The 20,220-nt window shown below is 57.2% G+C and carries 17 protein-coding genes; 6 read left to right on the forward strand and 11 right to left on the reverse strand.

Annotated elements, in window-relative coordinates; genetic code table 11:
- The first annotated feature begins 523 nt into the window (after positions 1-523).
- Positions 524-2,116: an isocitrate lyase gene (locus tag FCS96_RS02465; protein WP_138438654.1), complete on the forward strand. Its 1,593-nt coding sequence runs from the start codon at positions 524-526 to the stop codon at positions 2,114-2,116.
- Positions 2,117-2,202: 86 nt separating this feature from the next.
- Here FCS96_RS02465 and FCS96_RS02470 read toward each other — a convergent pair whose 3' ends face one another.
- Positions 2,203-3,294 carry a M48 family metallopeptidase gene (locus FCS96_RS02470; protein WP_138438655.1) on the reverse strand — a complete coding sequence of 364 codons (1,092 nt, stop codon included), beginning with the start codon at positions 3,292-3,294 and terminating at the stop codon, positions 2,203-2,205.
- The gene (locus tag FCS96_RS02475; protein ID WP_138438656.1) at positions 3,272-4,513 is read right to left on the reverse strand and encodes a YjgN family protein; all 1,242 of its coding nucleotides are present in this window, start codon (positions 4,511-4,513) and stop codon (positions 3,272-3,274) included. The genes FCS96_RS02470 and FCS96_RS02475 overlap by 23 nt, the downstream gene beginning before the upstream one ends.
- Positions 4,514-4,983: 470 nt before the next feature.
- Here FCS96_RS02475 and FCS96_RS02480 point away from each other — a divergent pair, with 470 nt between their 5' ends.
- The 4 genes from FCS96_RS02480 to FCS96_RS02495 are packed head-to-tail and all read left to right on the forward strand — an operon-like array spanning position 4,984 to position 7,621.
- On the forward strand, positions 4,984-6,012 hold the full coding sequence (locus FCS96_RS02480; RefSeq protein WP_138438657.1) for a hypothetical protein: 1,029 nt from the start codon (positions 4,984-4,986) through the stop codon (positions 6,010-6,012).
- A gap of 56 nt (positions 6,013-6,068) precedes the next feature.
- Positions 6,069-6,419, forward strand: a complete 351-nt coding sequence (locus FCS96_RS02485) for a hypothetical protein (protein WP_228264002.1) — start codon at positions 6,069-6,071, stop codon at positions 6,417-6,419.
- A 34-nt stretch (positions 6,420-6,453) separates the two neighbouring features.
- Positions 6,454-7,125, forward strand: coding sequence for a C39 family peptidase (locus FCS96_RS02490; protein ID WP_228264003.1), 672 nt, complete (start codon positions 6,454-6,456; stop codon positions 7,123-7,125).
- A gap of 4 nt (positions 7,126-7,129) precedes the next feature.
- Positions 7,130-7,621 carry a hypothetical protein gene (locus FCS96_RS02495; protein ID WP_228264004.1) on the forward strand — a complete coding sequence of 164 codons (492 nt, stop codon included), beginning with the start codon at positions 7,130-7,132 and terminating at the stop codon, positions 7,619-7,621.
- A 37-nt stretch (positions 7,622-7,658) separates the two neighbouring features.
- On the opposite strand, the gene FCS96_RS02500 is transcribed toward FCS96_RS02495, so the two are convergent.
- Both FCS96_RS02500 and FCS96_RS02505 read right to left on the reverse strand, forming a co-directional pair.
- Entirely contained in the window at positions 7,659-8,723 is a 1,065-nt protein-coding gene (locus FCS96_RS02500; RefSeq protein WP_138438658.1) for a transporter family protein, read from the reverse strand.
- A complete protein-coding gene (locus tag FCS96_RS02505; protein ID WP_138438659.1) occupies positions 8,720-10,111 on the reverse strand; it encodes a sigma-54 dependent transcriptional regulator in 1,392 nt (463 codons plus the stop codon). Before FCS96_RS02505 ends, FCS96_RS02500 begins: the two co-directional genes overlap by 4 nt.
- A 218-nt stretch (positions 10,112-10,329) precedes the next feature.
- Between FCS96_RS02505 and FCS96_RS02510 the strand changes: the two genes are divergently transcribed.
- On the forward strand, positions 10,330-11,697 hold the full coding sequence (locus tag FCS96_RS02510) for an SUMF1/EgtB/PvdO family nonheme iron enzyme (protein ID WP_228264005.1): 1,368 nt from the start codon (positions 10,330-10,332) through the stop codon (positions 11,695-11,697).
- Between the two features lie 28 nt (positions 11,698-11,725).
- Here the strand turns inward: FCS96_RS02510 and FCS96_RS02515 are convergent, their stop codons facing one another.
- The 7 genes from FCS96_RS02515 to prmA form a co-directional block, all read right to left on the reverse strand.
- Positions 11,726-13,279 (reverse strand): cation:proton antiporter family protein, encoded by a 1,554-nt coding sequence (locus tag FCS96_RS02515; RefSeq protein WP_138438660.1) that lies wholly within the window; start codon positions 13,277-13,279, stop codon positions 11,726-11,728.
- A 209-nt stretch (positions 13,280-13,488) separates the two neighbouring features.
- A complete protein-coding gene (gene purD, locus FCS96_RS02520) occupies positions 13,489-14,775 on the reverse strand; it encodes a phosphoribosylamine--glycine ligase (protein WP_138438661.1) in 1,287 nt (428 codons plus the stop codon).
- Positions 14,776-14,802: 27 nt separating this feature from the next.
- Positions 14,803-16,383 (reverse strand): bifunctional phosphoribosylaminoimidazolecarboxamide formyltransferase/IMP cyclohydrolase, encoded by a 1,581-nt coding sequence (gene purH, locus FCS96_RS02525; protein WP_138438662.1) that lies wholly within the window; start codon positions 16,381-16,383, stop codon positions 14,803-14,805.
- Positions 16,384-16,466: 83 nt separating this feature from the next.
- Positions 16,467-16,784: a DNA-binding transcriptional regulator Fis gene (gene fis, locus FCS96_RS02530; RefSeq protein WP_138438663.1), complete on the reverse strand. Its 318-nt coding sequence runs from the start codon at positions 16,782-16,784 to the stop codon at positions 16,467-16,469.
- Positions 16,781-17,776 (reverse strand): tRNA dihydrouridine synthase DusB, encoded by a 996-nt coding sequence (gene dusB / locus FCS96_RS02535; protein WP_228264033.1) that lies wholly within the window; start codon positions 17,774-17,776, stop codon positions 16,781-16,783. Before dusB ends, fis begins: the two co-directional genes overlap by 4 nt.
- A gap of 228 nt (positions 17,777-18,004) precedes the next feature.
- A complete protein-coding gene (locus FCS96_RS02540) occupies positions 18,005-19,249 on the reverse strand; it encodes a DUF3426 domain-containing protein (RefSeq protein ID WP_138438665.1) in 1,245 nt (414 codons plus the stop codon).
- A gap of 61 nt (positions 19,250-19,310) precedes the next feature.
- Positions 19,311-20,207 (reverse strand): 50S ribosomal protein L11 methyltransferase, encoded by an 897-nt coding sequence (gene prmA, locus FCS96_RS02545; protein WP_138438666.1) that lies wholly within the window; start codon positions 20,205-20,207, stop codon positions 19,311-19,313.
- Positions 20,208-20,220 lie beyond the last annotated feature (13 nt).

A 20,220-nucleotide genomic window follows, 5' to 3' on the forward strand; every position in this document is an offset into this window, starting at 1 on the left:
TTAAGGACGTTCCGTTGAGTCGGTGCTCTTGCCGGCAATTGAAATGCCCTTAAAAGGACTGTCCAGGCCGTAGTTCTGGGCTTAATGCGCGAACTGGTTAACCTGGTAGGGCTTTTCGTCAACCGACAGGGGCTGGATTAGTTCCAGCAAGGCTTGCCATTCATCCTGCGAGGCTTTCGGCTTCGTGACCGTATTGAAGCCACTGGCTTACTTCCTTAACCCAGAAACTGACTGGACGCGGCACGGATGCTGACGGTTACGGAATATGCAGTTTGGGCGAAAAAACGCCATATGTCAGTTGGCTATGTGTAAATAAAACTCGTAACACTCAGGCAGCTTGGTCATTCACCAAAAAAATGCTGAATATAGATGATATAAATTTCAATTATAAAATCAGAGACACTAAAGTAATCGTCAACGTCAGCGCATCAAGTTCCGAAAAGAGCCGTGACCGTTGACTTCGGAAGCCGCTGTAAGCGTCTCCGCACCGACTAAGAAAACCAACGTAGAAAGGATTGAGATCATGCCCTACGCACAAGACGTTGACCAGATTACCTCCCTGTTGAAGCAGCATCCGACCTGGAATGCCATCAACCCGAAGCACGCTGCCCGCATGCGTGCCCAGAACAAATTCAAGACTGGCCTGGATATCGCCAAGTACACCGCCAAGATCATGCGCGAAGACATGGCCAACTACGACAACGACACCGCTCAGTACACCCAGTCCCTGGGCTGCTGGCACGGCTTCATTGGTCAGCAGAAGATGCTGTCCATCAAGAAGCACTTCGGTTCCACCAAGCGTCGTTACCTGTACCTGTCTGGCTGGATGGTAGCCGCTCTGCGTTCAGAGTTTGGTCCTCTGCCTGACCAGTCCATGCACGAGAAGACTGCCGTTTCTGGCCTGATCGAAGAGCTGTACACCTTCCTGCGTCAAGCTGACGCCTGGGAACTGAACCACCTGTTCCGTGCCCTGGAAGAAGCCGAAAACGCTGGTGACAACGCCAAGGCAGAAGAACTGATCAAGCAGATCGACAACCACGAAACTCACGTTGTACCGATCATTGCCGACATCGACGCCGGTTTCGGTAACGCCGAAGCAACTTACCTGCTGGCCAAGCAGATGATTGAGGCGGGTGCTTGCTGCATCCAGATCGAAAACCAGGTTTCTGACGAGAAGCAGTGTGGTCACCAGGATGGCAAGGTAACCGTGCCGCACGCTGACTTCCTGTCCAAGATCAACGCCGTACGTCTGGCGTTCCTGGAGCTGGGTGTGGACGACGGTGTTATCGTTGCCCGTACCGACTCCCTGGGCGCTGGCCTGACCCAGAAGATCGCCGTAACTGAAGAGCCAGGCGACCTGGGCGACCAGTACAACAGCTTCATCGATGGCGAAGTGATCGAGAAGGCTGAAGACATCAACAACGGCGACGTTGTTATCAAGCAGAACGGCCAGCTGGTTCGGCCGAAGCGTCTGGCATCTGGCCTGTTCCAGTTCAAGCCGGGCACTGGCGAAGACCGCGTTGTCCTCGACTGCATCACCAGCCTGCAGAACGGCGCTGACCTGCTGTGGATCGAAACCGAGAAGCCGCACGTTGGCCAGATCGCAGCCATGGTTAACCGCATCAAGGAAGTGGTGCCCGACGCCAAGCTGGTTTACAACAACAGCCCATCCTTCAACTGGACTCTGAACTTCCGTCAGCAGGTATTCGACGCCTGGCAGGAAGAAGGCAAGGACGTTTCTGCCTACGACCGTCCGAAGCTGATGAGCGAAGAGTACGACAACACCGAGCTGGGTCAGCTGGCAGATAAGTGGTGTCAGAACTTCCAGCGTGACAGTTCACGCGAAGCGGGTATCTTCCACCACTTGATCACGCTGCCGACATACCACACTGCGGCCCTGTCCACCGACAACCTGGCCAAGGGCTACTTCGGCGACGAAGGCATGCTGGCTTACGTTGCTGGCGTACAGCGTAAGGAAATCCGTCAGGGTATCGCTACCGTTAAGCACCAGGACATGGCTGGTTCTAACATCGGTGACGACCACAAGGAATTCTTCGCGGGTGATGCGGCCCTGAAGGCCGGTGGTAAAGACAACACCATGAACCAGTTCGGTTAATCGATCGGTTCGGTTGTCACTCCCGGATAGCTCCGGGAGTTATCCAGAAAAGCCCCGCCATGTGCGGGGCTTTTTTGTGCCTGCAGTTAAGGCTGACTGGAGCTTGCATTCCGGAAGCGCTCAATGCGCTCCTCAGTGGCGGGGTGGCTGGAGAGCAAATCCCCAAGGCTATCCCAACGGCTGGGTGCGTCTTCTTCTGTACCGCTGGAAGTGGTGCTGACTGTGTTGTCGGTATGGCTTAGCCGGGTCATGATTGTGGCGAAATGGGCGGGGTCGAGGCCATTTTGTTGCATCACCATCAGGGCATACTCATCGGCCTGTCTCTCCATCTCGCGCGAATAGGACAGGCTCATCAACACCGCCGGTACCACCACAGTCGAGTCTGAAAACGCCGATAAATCGCCGGTCATCATCACAATCAACCAGAAGGTCAGCGACGACTGCACCATACCTTGCATGCCGTGGCGGTGAGCGACATGGCCAATTTCGTGCGCCAGGATCGCGGTCAGTTCGTCATCGTGTTCCGCCAGCGCCACCAGATCATCGGTGAATATCAGAGTGCCGTTTGGCAATGCCAAAGCGTTAGCGCCAATGGCGGGGGAGGCGCGAAACACCACGTTCAGGCTCTGTCCGCCTACTGGCGCCAGCAGCGGAGCAAAATGCTCTTGCAGCGCCTGCTGTCGTTGTTGCGGTAATTGCGAGGGTTCAAGCCAGGTGTCGTCCAGAGAGGCCAGGGTGGTTTCACCCACTTGCTCGGCAACGCCATCCGGTGCCGCGTAGGCGATTACCTTGGCGGTCCAGGGAACACCGTAAACGAACGCGAAGACAGTGACAGCTACCGTTGCCACCGCCGCCAGCAAAATCAGGCTGAGATTGTTTTCCAGCCGGTGCACCAGGCGGGTTACGCGCCCGGTGGAGGATCGCCGCGCGAGTTGGTCGACAAGGTCGTTGTAGCGCGTCTCGAAAACGGCATCGTTGGGTAGGTGTAGGTAGCGGGGTGTGTTCCCCACCCTGGGAGAAATGCTCAGGTCTTGCCAATGCAGTGGTTGTTGACCAGAGGGAGTGACCAGAACCAGTACGCCTCCGGCAGAACGCAATAGTGCGTCCTCCCGGAGCGAACTGTCGCCAGAATAGAACTGTCCTTCAATGACCAGTTCAGACTGCGGCGAATTCGACATCGAAGGCGTCTCCCAGTTCCTGACCCAGGGCACTGGTACGAGTCTGCTCGGCCGCAACGAAGTGGTTCAGGTCACCGGAAATCACCATAGAGGTACAGCTTGCCCGGTAGCGGGCCATGCGCACCTTGGCCCAGGGGGTGAACAGGCCGAGGGTCAGTACAACAAGCAGGCTGTTGCTCAGGTAGATCCACACCATTTGTGCTGGCTTCAGCTCAGATTCAAAGCTGTGATCGGCCAACTGGGTAGAGTTGAGGAACAGGTTGGCGATACCAGCCATGAAGAATCCGAAAAGGGTCAGGTAACCGACGCCCGCAATAACGGCAGCCAGGGCCGGAATCCCGGCCCGGGAGGCGAGGAAGGCGGCGACGGCGAATCCAGCAATCATCAGTAGCGCCTTGCCGAAGAGCAGGTAATACACTTTGGTTGAGGCATTTAGCTCAAACGGCGTGGTTCCGTAGCGGCTGCCGTTAGCGATGAAAGCGTGGGTTTTTTTCAGCACCAGCGGGGTCAGCAGTGTCAGGCACAGCAGATTCAGGATCGGCCACACGAAGGCCACCATGAAGGCCTCACCATACTTGCCTTGGAAATCGAAGCGAATGTTGCGGTAGGCACTGTTGATCGCGGTGAAGCGCAGTGAGCGGGTCATGATCCAGGGCGTGACAAATATAAACGCTACACCAAAGACCACGGCAGCCTCGATATAAAGGTTTGCCAGCGCAACGTAGGCAACCAGAACGGCAAGCGCGATCAAACGGCCTTTCAGGATGGTGATGGGATTGGCCAGGTACTGGAAGCTGGAGTCATCCAGGCGGGTGTTGCCATAGAAATACTGATTGTTGCGAACCGTTGCCCAAGCGGAATAGATGCCCAGAGTGACTATGGTCAGAAGGATGTTAACGATCCAGATACCGAAATATTCGCCACCACGACCGGTGAACTCAAGGGGGGCCAACTTTAGATCCTGTGTCTGCTCGACAGGTGCTTCTTGAACCCGGATGCGGACATCGGCACCAGCCTCAGTCAGCTTCTTCTGGTAAATCTGTGCGTCGTCATAGCTGAGGTTGGATTTGATGGCGGATGACGATGATGGGGATAGCAGGCGTTCGATCCGCTCTTCTGTTGCTTTGAATAAGTTCTGAAGGTTGGCCTTAACCTGGGCGTCGTCAAAACCAGGGAGAGTCTGGCCGTTGTACACAACTTGATAAAGCTCATTCGACATATCAGTTCCTTATGATTCCGTCCTATGTGACAGGACCGCGGTCCCGGCGGTGCTTTCGTGCTTTTAAGAACAGTAACCTAAACGACATTACCAGAAATTCATCCTAGGTATGTGAGCAATCTTGCATTTTATGTGTTGGTTTGTGACCGAGGTGGGTTTAGCCGCGCATTGTTATTTTTGACACTCATGTTTCTGCCTATGTCTATGAATTAGAAACATTATCTCCTGATATCCCTGATAACCGCTGAATGACCTGTTTCATGGGTGCAACAGATTGGTTTTTTTGGTGGGGAGTAGATGTACACCAAATCCAAGAAAAATCTAATAATAACAGGAGGTTGATTATTTTTTTGGAAAGCTGGCATGGCAATCGCTACGGCAACTCTACGGATCTGAACCCTGGGAAATCCGACGGCTAGCGGATGGGATTGGGTCCCTTACAAGCCAATGACATCAAAGGAATTGACGCTATGAATACTAATAAAAGCTTGCTAGCAATTGCCGTTGCACTGGGTCTGGGCCTGTCGGGAGCTGTTGTTGCCGATCCCACGCTGGGTGGAGACGGTGACCCGAACACCAACGCCAACGACGGTTCGGCTGCACTGAATGATGTCGCCAACAATAATTCGGACAATTCCGACAACTCAGACAATTCCGACAACTCGGACAATTCCGATAACTCAGACAACAGCAACACTGCTACGGATTCGTTCAAGATCGCGGACAGTGGCAACGATATGTCGGACAACTCGGACAATTCCGACAATTCGGATAACTCCGATAATTCCGACAATTCGGATAACAGCAACACTGCTACGGATTCTTTCAAGATCGCGGACAGTGGCAACGATATGTCGGACAACTCGGATAACTCCGATAATTCGGACAATTCGGACAATTCCGACAACTCCGATAATTCGGACAACTCTGATGACAGCACTAACGTCACCGACTCGTTCAAGATTGCCGACAGCGGCAACACGGACGACAACTCCGATAATTCGGACAATTCGGATAATTCCGACAACTCCGATAATTCGGACAACTCTGATGACAGCACTAATGTCACTGACTCGTTCAAGATCGCCGACAGCGGCAACACGGACGACAACTCCGATAATTCTGACAACTCAGATAATTCGGACAATTCAGACAATTCCGATAACTCGGATAACTCGGATAACTCGGATAATTCCGATAACAGTATGAATTGGGCTGATTCGGCCAACACCGACAATTCGGACAACAGTGTTGATACCGATCTGTCCCTGAACGTGTTCCTGAACAACGCCGATCTCGAAGGCAGCGTTTCAGGCACTACCGTGTACTACGGTGATGCAAATGACGATTCCAAGACCTACGCCAAGCACTACAACGAGATCTCGGACAACGCCGCGAACTTCACCGGTATTGGAGCATTCGTTCAGAATAACGGCCATGGTTCAGTCAACCAGGCCAATGTGAGTGTGCAGTCCAATCTGTCAGCAGGCGGTAACTGAAGCACCACGGTTGCGCTCCGGTAGGGGCGCGACCAGTTACCACCGGGAGGCATGTCATGACTGACATCGTCAAAGGGATGCTGAAAGCGGTTGGCGCGGTGTTGATTCTCGGATCAGCACCTGCTGTCTTCGCCGAGGACTTGATGGGGCTGACTCCTATGAATGTGGACCAGTTGGAGGGGGCCAGCGGGCGCCAGGGCGTACCCTTGCAGTGGCAGCTTAACGAAACGGAGCAGAATGCCATGGTCACTGGCAATGTGTTGTCAGGGCACTCAGTAACCGGCGACAACATGATCACGGATCAGGCGTTCAGCAATATGAGCGGTATTGCCACGGTCATCCAGAACACCGGTAATCAGGTGGTGATTCAGGACAGTACCCAAGTCAATATTCTCATCAACCATTAATGGGAGGTGGACCATGGTAACGCGGAGGCTTGTGATGCTTGCAGCAGGCGCTGCCATGCTATGGTCCACGGCCTTTGCCGGCAATGTGCTGGTGCCGGGCCTGGGCGGTGGCCTCCAGTTAGAGATTGAAAGCTATCAGGAAAAGCGCTTCAGCTCGATCATGCGTCAGCAGTATGACTTCAGCTGTGGCTCGGCAGCCGTGGCGTCCCTGTTGTCATACCACTATGGACACCAGGTCACTGAAGCAGAAGTGTTCCGAGGCATGTTTGCCCTGGCCGACCCTGACAAGGTGCGCCGGGAAGGTTTTTCCATGCTTGATATGAAACGCTACCTCGAATCCGAAGGCTATCGCGCCGACGGTTTTCGGCTGCCCCTGACGGGCATGCGGGAAAGGGTAGCTTTGCCAGCTATTGCGCTGGTTACACTGGACGGCTTTCGGCACTTCGTGGTCATCAAAGGAATCAGTGAGCGTGAGGTCTTTGTCGGCGACCCAACTCGCGGCCTGAGAGTGTACCCGAGAGCACAATTTGAAGAATTCTGGGATGGCTCTGCCTTCGTGATACGCAGTCATGTTGCGCAGGGGCGGAAGACGTTTGACCGGAATGGAGACTGGCCGCAGTACGTACGTGCGCCTTTGTCCACAAGGCCGGACGGTCCATCGTTGGGGCACACCCTGCCTTATTGGCCGACGCCAAGGGAGTGGTGACACTATGAATAATCGAAAAGTGTGGTCTGCCGTGTTGGTGGTGTTGGCGGTGGGCGCCATATCGACCGCCAGGGCCGATGTGGAGTTTCCGGGACAGGCGCTGAGCGATGCCGAATTGGCGTCCCTGCGCGGTGGCTTCTTTCTCAATAATCTTGAAATCTCGATTGGCCTTGAACAGATCGTTTCGTTGAACGGTGAAACCTTCGCCATTAACCGTCTGACCATTCCGAATATGAATCAGGTTCTTAATGGTCAGCTGTTGCCGCACACGGTGGAGACCCATGTCGCCAACCTTGACGACGACGCCAGTGGCCAGTCCCTGGTCTCTACGGTATCGGACGGTGGGGGCTGGATAATGGTGATCCAGAACAGCCTGAACGAGACCACCATCCAGAACAGCCGGCAGCTCAATATTCAGATGGACAATCTGGGGGCCGCTCTGAATCGTCTCCCCGAAGACATGCGCGAACCGATGCTACAGTTACTTGGCCGCTGAGCGCCGGCAGAATCCCCTGCCGCCTGATGCTGTAACTTCATAGCGTGAATGGCAGCTTCAGGGTCAGCTCGCTGCTTGGGGCATTTTCAGTGACCCCAACGCTGACAGTCAGGCTCAAAGTGGTTTTGGGCGTCAAACGTTGAGAGAGACCAAACGACAAAGAGCCGACCTGGATGTGATCGAAGGTGGCCGCGAACAGATCGTTGTTATTTTCAAAAGTGGTCCTTTGAATGATCGAGTGATCGTAGCTCAGGCTGAATGACGTCCGTTCATTGAAGGCAAAGCCCATACCGAAGCCCAAGCGGATTACATCGCCAGGATCAATCCGGCCTCCGTTCTCTGCGCCCTGATCTCTTTCCTGTGTCCAGACATAACTGAGGCTGCCAAACAGCACGGCCGGGTCGGAGGGATAGATAAACGAGAGCCCGGGTTCGTATGACCAGAAGCCAGAGCCCGTCGGCCGTTGTTCCAGCTCGGTCCCAATGGGGTTGCCTTCACTGTCCTCCACCACTCGCCGATCCACGTCATAGGGACTGTCGCCGGTGGGGGCCTTCACCCGAAACACACCAATAATGTAGGGCCAGCCGTCAAGGCCATCATTGAGTTGGTAACGTGCTGACAGCTCGATATCGCCGAGGCCGTCGCCGGAGGACTCACGCAGGGTATCAACCGGAGTGCCCTCAAACGCCTGCCGTTCCCGAAGGTCTTCTCTGATCCTCAGCCAGGGAATCCGTATGTCGGTTTCAAATCGGCTGGTGATGCCGTATTTGAAGGTGAGCGAGGTGACAAAGATATCCCGTTGGATTTCCGAGATGTTAATCAGGCCCACAAGGAGTGCCGGAATCACCGTATAACCCTCGATGGCCACGCGAGTGGAATTGCTGTGGGCATGGGAGAAAGCCGGTTCGATGGTCAGGCGGCCGGGCCGGGTGACTATGCCGCGGTCGGTAGTGATTGAGGCAATTTCTGTGACCTGCTCTTTTTTGTTCTCGGCGGCTTCGGAGGCGGCCTGAGTGGAATTGTTCGACTCTGCTTGCGCAAACCCCAGGGCGGGGATCAGGCAGGCGCAGGTAAGCAGTGAAATACGCGGTGCAATATTCATGGTAAATCTCCCTTCGGGGACGAACCCTGGCGGTAATGGTCGCCGGGGTGGCCTCTGTTGTACTTCTCCATGAGCCGGTAAAACGAAACCCGGGAAATCTTCAGAATCCGCGCGGCGGCGGAGATGTTGTCGTGGGCAAGAGCCAGACTGCAGGACAGCGCCTGGCGCTCAGCCCGGGCACGAAATTCTTCCAGGCTAAGGTTTGAGGTGGCCGCGTCGTCGGTGTCGGCCTGTGCCAGCCTCAGATCTTCAGGTTTGATTTCGTCGCGGTCGCACAGCAGCAGGCCCTGGCGGAGTCGATTCTGCAGTTCCCGAAAGTTGCCGGGCCAGGAGTGGTTGACCAGGCTGCGGATCGCGGCATCGCCGAGAGGTTTGTGTTCGCCGCCGAGAGCTGAGGAAACCAGCAGCGCCTCGGCCAGGGCGGGGATGTCTTCGCGCCTGTCCCTGAGTGGAGGTAGTTTTATTTCCAGGCCTCCGAGGCGGTAGTAGACATCGCTGCGGAAACGCTCCGCTTCAATCAATTCGGTTAATGGTTGGCTGGCGGTGGTGATGATACGGCTGTCGATCCGAATAGGGTTGCTTCCGCCAATCCGTTCAATCTGGCCTTCCTGCAGAAAACGGAGAATCGCCGATTGCTGCTCAAGATTCAGTTCGTCAATTGAGGACAGGATGAGCGAACCGCCGATGGCCTGCTCCAGCCGTCCGGCATGCGCACTCAGGGCATGGGTAAAAGCGCCTTTTTCGTAGCCGAACAATTCGCTTTGGGTGAGAGATTCGGGCAGCGCGGCACAATTGACCGTGACCAGAGGTCCCGAGGCTCGGGTTGAGTGTTGATGGATGAATTGAGCCGCCGCGTCTTTTCCGGTTCCGCTTTCACCGACAATGAGCACGGGTTCGGCTGTCACCGAAAAGCGTCTAAGCAGATCTCGGGCCTGGCAAATGGCCAGCGAATTGCCCTCCAGTACCAGGCTTTGATAACCGTCCCGCGGTAAGGTGCCGCAGGGCTCCCGAATAACGGCCATGCCCCAGAGATGCCCGAGCACCGTATCAAGCCGATCGCTGTCCACTGGCAGGGTGTGGAAATCGGAGCAGTAGCGGGTGATCAACTGGGCCGTTCGGGTTCCGCTGATGGGGCGATGGGCGACAACGCCGACCCAGTAGGACAGGTTGAGGGCTTCCAGCCAGTGTTCAAACCAGGGCATGTCGTCCGTTGCGCCCTGGCTAAGATCAAGGATGCCAACTTTGGCACCGACCGGGGGGGATAAAAGCAGTGGCACCGGGTTTTCTGCATTGAAATCGGTTAACTCCCAGCGAGGACCCAGGGTACTGCGTACCTTGCTTGTGCTTTGTGCCGCTGACAGCCAGACAAGCGGTCTCTTTTCCGTCATGGCAAACCTCCACAAGAGTGGTGCCTTGGAAATGTGACTGCCAGTTCAAGCCCTATTCAGGATGTATGCCACAAAAATTATCAATAAGGCTTTCAGGTGCTTGCGAGATCTGTCACTGAGTCACTTCGTACTACTGTAAAGGTTGTCGACAGTGGGTGTGGCACCCGCTGGCGAGTTCATCTGTTATGCTGAATCCAAAAGGGAAGACAACGTGGCTTATGGGCGATAGAAAACCTCTGAATGCGATGCAGGCAATGAAAGACGAGCTGTTACAGGAACTTGAACGGACTCGGCAACGCACCCGGGCGCTGATTACGTCGCTGCCTGAGGCGATGCTGGACGTGCCCTATCATCCGGGTGTTAACCCGCCCCTCTGGGAGATGGGGCATTCCGCTTTCTTCTACGAGGTTTTCGTGTTCAATCTTCTTGATGGTTCCGCCAGTTTCGATCCAGCAATGGATGATCTCTGGGACTCTTTCCATATTGAACATCAAGATCGCTGGAACCGCGATCTCTTCCCGGGGCGTGCGGAGACGTTGGCCTACTTCGATACCGTGTATGACCGAGTTGCGGAGCGTATTCTCAGCCAGCCACTGGATGACTGGACCCTGTACCTGAATCGGTACGCCATTTTTCATCAGAACATGCACATTGAATCCCTGATCTGGTGTCGGCAAACGGTCGGTTATCCGGCCCCGCCGGATACCAAGCCAGGCCGGCCGGCTCGCGGTGAAACCATAGCCGGCGACGCCATTATTCCCGCAGGACGCTGGGTCATCGGCATGCCCGGGGAGTCTGCGGCCTACGCCACAACGGATTTCGCCTTCGACAGTGAGAAACCAGGATTCGAAGTCGAACTGGATGCGTTTGCCATCTCCCGTTTACCTGTGTCTAACGCCGAATTCCTGGCCTTTGTGGAAGACGACGGCTATCAGAAGTCGGAGCACTGGTCATTTGGAGGCCGGAAGTGGCTTCAAACTGAAGTGGATGTGGCCCTGGTGCATGGCAGCCCGGAGCCCTTGTTCAGAATGCCGCGTCACCCGCTTTACTGGCGCTGGCATGAATGCCAGTGGCAGGAGCGGGTATTCGATCGCTGGCAACCGCTGAATGAAAACGCCGCAGTGTCCCATGTCAGCTACTGGGAGGCGGAAGCCTTCTGTAATTGGGCTGGGCGGCGGTTACCGACGGAGTATGAGTGGGAGGTCGCCGCACTGGGTAATCGTCCGGGGGAGCCGTTCCAGCGTTACCCCTGGGGAAATACGCCTGCGGACGCCACTCTGGCCGACCTGGACGGTCAGGCACTGGGCCAGAACCCGGTTTACGATTACCCGCAGAGCGATAGTCCATTTGGCTGCCGGCAGATGATTGGTGGCGTCTGGGAGTGGACCAGCAGTCAGTTTTTCCCCTACGACGGCTTCAAGATCGATATGTACCCGTTCATGTCCACCCTGCAGTTTGGCGACCACAAGGTCACCCGGGGCGGTAGCTGCGCGACATCATCGTGTCTGATTCGGGGCACCTATCGGCAAGCATATCTGCCGTTGCGCAATGACGCCTTCACCGGGTTTCGCACCTGCGCACGCTGATGTGTCTGGCCTTTCGCTGCCGGGTTTGTCAGTCGGGGCTAGGCTCGGCCCGGTGCATGATGTGGCTGGCCAGTGCTACACCAGTCTCGTCCATGGTCAGGTAGGCCTCGTTGGCGCCGGCTTCCCGGATTTGGTGCGCCTCATCCGAGTACATGGTGTGGGCAACGATATAGCCGCGGAAGCCGAGTTTGCGTAGCATGCGTGCGGCGATCAGCTTACCTTCAATATCGCCCAGGGCTAGGATGACAGAATGCACCTCAGGCATGTGCAGACCGTGCCAGAAGGAGGCATCCTCAGCGTCGGCAAATACGACGTTACGGCCCTCTCGCTGATGCTTCAAGGCCTTGGCCGGATCGGAATCCAGGCCCATCAGGTCGGGCTCGTGCTTGGCAACCCAGTCGTACGCGGCAGTTCCTGTGCGGCCCATACCCATGATCAGCACCCGGCTATTACCGACGGACAGCGGCTGCTCATCCGGATGGTGCTTCTGCCCTTCAAACCGGCTCAGCCCGGAGGCATAACGTTCGAAGATGACGTGGGCAAACCGGTTCAGGGGCGCAGATATCACAAACGATATCGCCACAGAAATCGCCAAGGGTACCAGCCAGTCTGGCAGCGCAACGCTGGCCACAATGAGGCCAAACTCGCTGTAGTTGGTCAGTGCCAGGGAACTGAGAAAGCCACTCCGTGCCCGCAACCGGAACGCCAGCAGCAGAAAGAAGAACAGCAGGCCTTTCATCGGCAGTACCAGGGCGGCGACGATGGCGAAGATCAGTGATTGCTGGTCAGGCAAGCCGGCAATGCCAATTTGCAAGAAGAACGCAACCAGAAAGACCTCTTTGACACTCCACAGGGATTTGGATAACTCTTGAGCGCGCGGATGCTTGGCCAGCATCGCCCCGAAAACCAATGCTCCCAGTTCGGAGCTGAGTCCCACCGACTCGAATCCATAACCGCCCAGAACCAACGCCATCAACAGACCGAGCAGGACCAGGAGTTCATCGTGCCCGCTTGCATCCAGCAAGCGGAATAGCAGCGGCCGCAGTAATGGCAGGCCGAACACGATTAGCGCCCACTGCGAGGGGGTCTGGCCGGCGGCCAGACTCATCACAACCAGGGCGACCAGGTCCTGCATGATAAGGATGCCGATGGCAACTCGGCCATGGAAGGCTCGCAGCTCCCGCTTCGATTCCAGCACCTTGGCTGCCAGTACGGTCGAGGAAAAGGACAGGGCAATGGCCAGCATCAACGCCGTTTGCCAGGACAGGTCCATCAGCAAATACAGCCCGGGGGTGAATATTGCGCAGGTGATGGCAAAGTGCAGCAGGCTGCCACCAATGACTTCCAGGCTGACGATGGATTTGAGCTTGAGTTTCAGGCCGACAGTAAACAGCAGCAGGAGCACGCCCAGATGAGCAATATGACCCAGGGCATCAGTCGCCTCAATGGTCAGCCCTGAGACCGCTGACAGGCCGCTGAGCAGGAAACCTGCGGCCAGGTAACCCACCAGGGGCGGCAAGCCAAAACCTTTGACCAGTAAACCAAGGACAAAGGCAAATGAAATCCAGAGAGCTTCAGGCATAGGTCCGTCTTATGTATAACACAGGGCTTATCGTGCAAGGCTATCCTGTTTTGCCAGTCCGGTGTAGCCGCTGGTCGCAGAATCTCCCTGAATTTACTCGAAATATTGAGCTGTGGGCAGAACAAGCCAAGAGGGTTGGGGCCGTTCTGACTCAGTGCCAGCAAAAAAAAGCCCGGTCAGTGACCGGGCTTTACATCCGAGGGCAAGGATCAGGACTGCTCTCGGGCGATGGCCCGGAAGGCGATGTCCTTGCGGTAAAAGACACCGTCCCAGTGGATCTTGGCGGCCAGTTCGTAAGCCCGCTGCTGGGCTTCGGTTACGGACTTGCCCAAGGCAGTGGCGCAAAGCACTCGTCCGCCGTTGGTGACTACCTGCTCACCCTGGAGCTTGGTGCCGGCGTGGAACACTTTCTCGCCGTCGATCTCGGTTTCCGGCAGGCCGGAAATGGCGTCGCCCTTGTTGTAGCCGGCGGGATAACCACCGGCGGCCAGGACGATGCCGACTGACGCACGGTCGTCCCAATCGGAGCGACACTGGTCCAGCTTGCCGTCGATGGCGGCACCGCACAGTTCAACCAGGTCTGACTGCATGCGCAGCATGATCGGCTGGGTTTCCGGATCACCGAAGCGGCAGTTGAACTCAATGACCTTGGGAGTACCGTTGCCGTCGATCATCAAACCGGCGTACAGGAAGCCCTTGTAGGGATGACCCTCGGCCGCCATGCCACGCACGGTTGGGTAGATGACTTCGTCCATGATGCGCTGGTGCACATCGGCAGTGACCACCGGGGCGGGAGAGTAAGCGCCCATACCGCCGGTGTTGGGGCCAGTATCACCATCACCCACGCGCTTGTGATCCTGGGAGGTGGCCATGGCCAGCACGTGCTCGCCGTCGACCATGACAATAAAGCTGGCTTCCTCGCCGTCGAGGAATTCCTCGATGACTACCCGGCTGCCGGCGTCGCCGAAGGCATTGCCCGCCAGCATGTCACGGATGGCATCCTCGGCTTCCGCCAGGGTCATGGCGACGATAACGCCTTTGCCAGCGGCCAGGCCATCGGCCTTGACCACAATGGGCGCGCCCTGCTCACGAACGTAGGCCAGGGCCTCTTCGACATCAGTGAAATTGGCGTAGGCCGCGGTCGGGATTTTCTGGCGTGCCAGAAAGTCCTTGGTAAAGGCTTTTGAACCTTCCAGCTGGGCGGCACCGGCACTGGGGCCGAAGACTCGCAGGCCACGCTCTTCGAACTGATCAACAATGCCAGCCACCAAGGGCGCTTCGGGCCCGACGATAGTCAGGCCAACGTTGTTGGTGGCTGCGAAGTTGGCGAGTCCGTCAAGGTCCATCACATCAATGTTGACGTTCTCAAGGCCCGGCTCACGCGCGGTACCGGCGTTGCCCGGAGCAACAAAGACACGGTCGGCCACAGGAGACTGGGCGGCTTTCCAGGCCAGTGCGTGTTCGCGGCCACCGTTGCCGATCACAAGAATGTTCATGTTTGGAATCCTTTAGCTGGTCCGGAATCAGTGACGGAAATGGCGCATGCCGGTGAATACCATGGCAATGCCATGCTCGTTGGCAGCGTCTATCACTTCCTGGTCGCGCATGGAGCCACCTGGCTGAATCACCGCGGTGATGCCGGCCTTGGCGGCGGCATCAATGCCATCCCGGAACGGGAAGAAGGCGTCCGAAGCCATCACCGACCCTTTCACTTCCAGGTTTTCATCCGCCGCTTTGATACCGGCGATCTTGGCACTGTAAACCCGGCTCATCTGGCCAGCACCAACACCAATGGTGCGGCCCGCCTTGGCGTAGACAATGGCGTTGGACTTGACGTACTTGGCCACTTCCCAGGCGAACAGCAGGTCGTTGAGTTCGGCTTCGGACGGCTGGCGATCGGTTACCACTTTGACGTCGGCCATAGCGACCATGCCCAAGTCACGGTCCTGCACCAGCAGGCCACCGGTTACCCGTTTGTAGTCCAGGGTCTGGGCCCGCTCACCATCGAAATCGCCACACGCCAGCAGGCGGACGTTCTTCTTGGCTGCCACCAACTCAACCGCTTCGGGGGCGATGGTCGGGGCAATGATGACTTCGACGAACTGGCGGTCGATGATGGCCTTGGCGGTGTCGGCATCCAGCTCGCGGTTGAAGGCGATGATGCCGCCAAAAGCGGAGGTCGGATCGGTGGCGAAGGCCAGATCGTAGGCTTGGCGGATGTCGGTGCCAATGGCAACGCCGCAGGGGTTGGCGTGCTTGACGATCACACAAGCGGGATCGGCGAAGGGCTTAACGCACTCCAGGGCGGCATCGGTATCGGCCACGTTGTTGTACGACAGCTCCTTGCCCTGCAGCTGTTTCGCGGTGGCGATGCAGGCTTCCTTCGGGTTGCGCTCGGTGTAGAACGCGGCGCGCTGGTGCGGGTTTTCGCCGTAGCGCATGTCCTGAACCTTCACAAACTGGGTGTTAAAGGTACGTGGGAATTCGGCGTTGTCGTTGTCCGGTGTGCGTCCGCCCAGGTAGTTGGCAATCGCGCCGTCGTATCCGGCAGTGTGTTCAAAGGCTTTGACTGCAAGGTCAAAGCGGGTGCTGTAGGTCAGCTCGCCGTCGTTGTCTTCCAGCTCTTTAAGGACCCGGCTGTAATCCGAGGCGTTGACCACAATGGCTACGTCGTTGTGGTTTTTGGCCGCAGCGCGGACCATGGTGGGGCCGCCAATATCGATGTTCTCGATGGCCGTGGCCAGGTCGCAGTCCGGATTGGCGACGGTTTCCTCAAACGGGTACAGGTTCACCACCACCATGTCGATCGGGTTGATGCCGTGCTCGCCCATGACGGTGTCGTCGGTGCCACGGCGACCGAGAATCCCGCCATGGATTTTCGGATGCAGGGTCTTAACCCGGCCGTCCATCATTTCCGGGAATCCGGTGTAATCGGATACTTCGGTCACTGGAATGTTGTTTTCTTTCAGGAGGCGGAAGGTACCTCCGGTGGACAGCAGTTCGATACCGCGTTCGGTCAGGGCACGGCCGAAATCGACGATGCCACTTTTATCACTCACGCTGATCAGAGCGCGACGGACGGGGGAGTTAGCCTGGTTTACCATGAGTCACTTTCTTCGCTGGAGATGAACGAATAAGGGCCTCGCGAATGATTCCGGGAGGCCCTTATAAAGTCAGGGTGTCTGGATTATAGCAGACCGTACTGCTTCAGCTTCTTGCGGAGCGTGCCGCGATTCAGCCCAAGCATGGTCGACGCCTTGGTCTGGTTGTTGCGGGTGTATTTCATCACCTGCTCCAGAAGTGGCGCCTCAACCTCGGACAGTACCAGCTGGTACACCTCGGTCACTGGCGCACCGTCCAACTGGGCAAAATAGTTCTTCAGGGCAACTTCCACGCTGTCACGCAAGGTGACGCTGTTGCCGCTGCCATTGACGGTCTGAAGCTGGTGAATATCTTCATTGGCTGGGGTGCTTAGATTGTCGTGTGCCAAAGTCTCAGCGCTCATGCTGCGAATACCTCTCCATTTCGTAAGCCTGCAAAATACTGTTGAATGCTGTCTTTCTGCTCCAGTGCATCTTCGATGGCGTTGAAGCGTTTGCGAAACTCTTTGCTCTGGTCGTGGGACTGCAGGTACCAACCCACGTGCTTTCTGGCGATGCGAACACCCATGGTTTCGCCGTAGAAGCTGTGCAGCTCGGCCAGGTGTTCGATCAGAATCTGCTCCACTTCGCCCAGCGGCGGCTCTGCCAGGTGTGTCCCGGTCTCCAGGAAGTGAAGAATCTCCCGGAAGATCCACGGCCGCCCCTGGGCGCCACGGCCGATCAACAGGCCATCCGCGCCTGTGTGCTTGAGCACGTATTGGGCCTGCTCCGGCGTGGTGATGTCGCCATTGGCAAACACCGGAATCCGCACCCGGGATTTGACCTCGGCGATGGTGTCGTACTCGGCCTCGCCGTTGTATTTGTCGGCCCGGGTACGACCATGGATCGCCAGCGCCTGAATGCCGGCATCCTCAGCCATTCTGGCAATGATCGGGGCGTTCCGGTTGTCCCGGTCCCAGCCGGTGCGCATTTTCAGCGTGACCGGGATATCAACCGCGTTTACGACCGCCTTCAGGATGTCGTTGACCAGCGCCTCATCTTTCATCAGGGCCGATCCTGCGGCCTTGTTACAGACCTTCTTGGCGGGACAGCCCATGTTGATGTCGATGATCTGGGCGCCGAACTTCGCATTCTGTCGGGCGGCGTCGGCCAGCATCTCCGGGTCTCCGCCGGCAATCTGCACCGACCGGGGCTCCGGCTCGCCGTCGTGGTTGAGTCGGGTCTGTGATTTTCGTGTATGCCAGAGCCTGCTGTCCGCTATGACCATTTCCGATACCGCAAGACCTGCTCCCATCCTCCTGCACAGCAGTCGGAACGGTCGGTCTGTCACGCCGGCCATGGGCGCAACAATCAGCGGGTTGGGCAAGGTGTACGGCCCGATTTTTGCCGTCGGCAGCATGATCTGAGTCCGTGTCACAGCGGGTTTAGCAAACGTCGGATTCGAACGACTGTTCAATAAATAATCGATCGAGGTTCCGAAGGGCGCTAATGATACCGCCGGGTGGGACATGATTGAAGGGGCAGCAACACGAAAAAACTGATTATTTTTCGTGCTTTCTGGTTGACTTTTGTTCTCTGTGGTGAGGATCGATGTTCACTGTCGAGTAAACACTTGCTTACCACTTCAGGGCGTATAGGGGCGGAAGTTCAGGTTGTAATTTACCGCATCCTTGCCGGGATCGCGGATGTCGATGGCGATTCGGACCGGGGTGTCCTTGGGCATGGCACTGAGCTCCTGGCCCTCGCCGGCAAGGTACTCGTCTGGGGTAAAAATACTTTGCGCCACCACGTCGCCGTTCAGGTTGGAGAAGGTCAGGGCAATGGCCGGGAAGGGCTGTTCAAAGTCGGCCCGGTTGATGATCACGGCGTTCACCACCAGCTGGCTGCGGTTGTCCGGATCGGTTCGAACCACCAGTTTGCGGCTCTGGATAGCATCAACATTGATCAGCGGTTTCAGCTCGCAGCCGGCGATGGCGCAACCTTTTTCATAGAGCGGACGCAGCTCGGGGATAGAGGAGAGGCGGTCAAACTGGAACCAGGTCACTTGCGCCACCAGGATGCCGATCAGCGACAGCACCACCACCGACCATATTACCGTGCGCAGTTTGCCTGAGTTGTCGCCCCGAACTGATACCGGTTCCCGGCGGAGGTTGTCGTAGGGCACGGTGGCTGCCAAGGGTTCGCCCAGCTGGCTGTCCTTGGCATCAAAGTCAAAGTCCGTGTCGTTGCCAAACGATCCGTAGAAGTCATCCGATGGCTCGGTTTGCGGTGACGGCTGAACCGGCTCAGCCTCGACCTTTAGCTCGAAATGCGAAGTCATATCCGGATCAAAGGTCGAGTCAACGCTTGACTCGACGGTGTCGTCGGAATAGTCGGGTTCCGGCTTGGAGGTCTGGGCCTCTTCAGGAGGCTCGGGTTCCGGTACAGTTTTGCTGGCGGGTTTCGCCGTTTCGTTCAGGATGGCCTCAGCCCAGCTTTCGTCAACGTCTTTGGCGGTGTCGTCGTCCCCAGCATCCTGAAAGTCGCTGCTGTTTTGGCCATCCATAGTGCGGAAGCTATCGCTCAGTTCGTCGTCCGAGAAGGTCAGCTTGGTGCCGGCGTAGGGCTCTTCGCTGGCGTCTTCCTCGGGGTTGTCGGCGAAGACGAAGTCTTCTTCAGGGGTGCGGTAATCTTCGGAGGTCTCTGGCTCGGGCTGAGCCGGTGCCGGCTTGGAACTGCTCCGGGGCATCACCTGGTGCTCAATGGCGTTGAACACCGACAAGCAGTTGCCGCAGCGTACTTTGCCCTTGGCAATACCAAGTTGTTCGCTCGTTACCCGGAACCGGGTCTCGCATTTTGGGCATTGTGTCTGCAGGCTGCTTGAGGTCATGCTTTGTTCCTGAAAGCGACGGGGCTACGAGTGCGCAGTTTAGTCGCTAAGGCACTGTTCGTCATCCGTTGTGGCGCCGCCCTGTAAGGCGTATCCATTCCTCACGCTGCACGGGCTCGTCCATAATGAACCAGGGTTCATAGGCGGCCATCACTTCGCGGGCCTGATGGGACAGAATTCCGGACAGTACCAGGTCACCGCCGGGCTTGGTCAGCTTGGCCAGGTGTGGCGCCAGACCAATCAGTGGCTGGGCCAGAATGTTGGCGAGCATGACGTCGGTCGCAGCGTTGGGCTCGTTTTCCGGCAGGTACAGGCTGAGCCGGTCATCCGCAACGCCGTTGCGCCGGGCATTCTCGCGGCTGGCATCCAGCGCCTGGGGGTCGGTATCGACACCCACCACATGGTCAGCGCCGAGCAGCAGGGCGGCCAGGCCGAGGATGCCGGAGCCGCAGCCATAGTCGGTCACTTGCCGGTTCTGCATGTCCTGGCCATCGAGCCACTCCAGGCACAGGGCCGTGGTCGGATGGGTGCCGGTGCCGAAGGCCAGGCCGGGATCCAGCATCAGGTTGGCGGCATCGGGTTCCGGTGCATCGTGCCAGCTGGGCACGATCCACAGGCGTTCGCCGAATTTCAGAGGCTGGAAGTCGTCCATCCACGCCCGCTCCCAGTCCTTGTCTTCGACCAGGGTAACGTCAATGTCGGGGAGGGATTGCTGGGTGGCTTGGTGCCAGAGGTCCCGAACATCGGCGCACAGTTGGTCAATGTCCCGGTCGGACTGGAACAGCCCGGTAACGGTCGTCTGACTCCACAGCGGTGTGGTGCCCGGATCGGGCTCGTACAGTGGTTGGTCAGCGGCGTCTTCCATGGAGACGGCATCAGCGCCCATCTCCATCAGCAGATCTTCCAGCTGATCCGCGTTATCCGGGTCAGCTGGGATCTGTAGTTGTATCCAGGGCATAGAAGTTCCTGCG

Origin of the sequence: Marinobacter alexandrii (assembly GCF_005871205.1) — a bacterium.
GTDB classification, from domain to species: Bacteria; Pseudomonadota; Gammaproteobacteria; order Pseudomonadales; family Oleiphilaceae; genus Marinobacter; species Marinobacter alexandrii.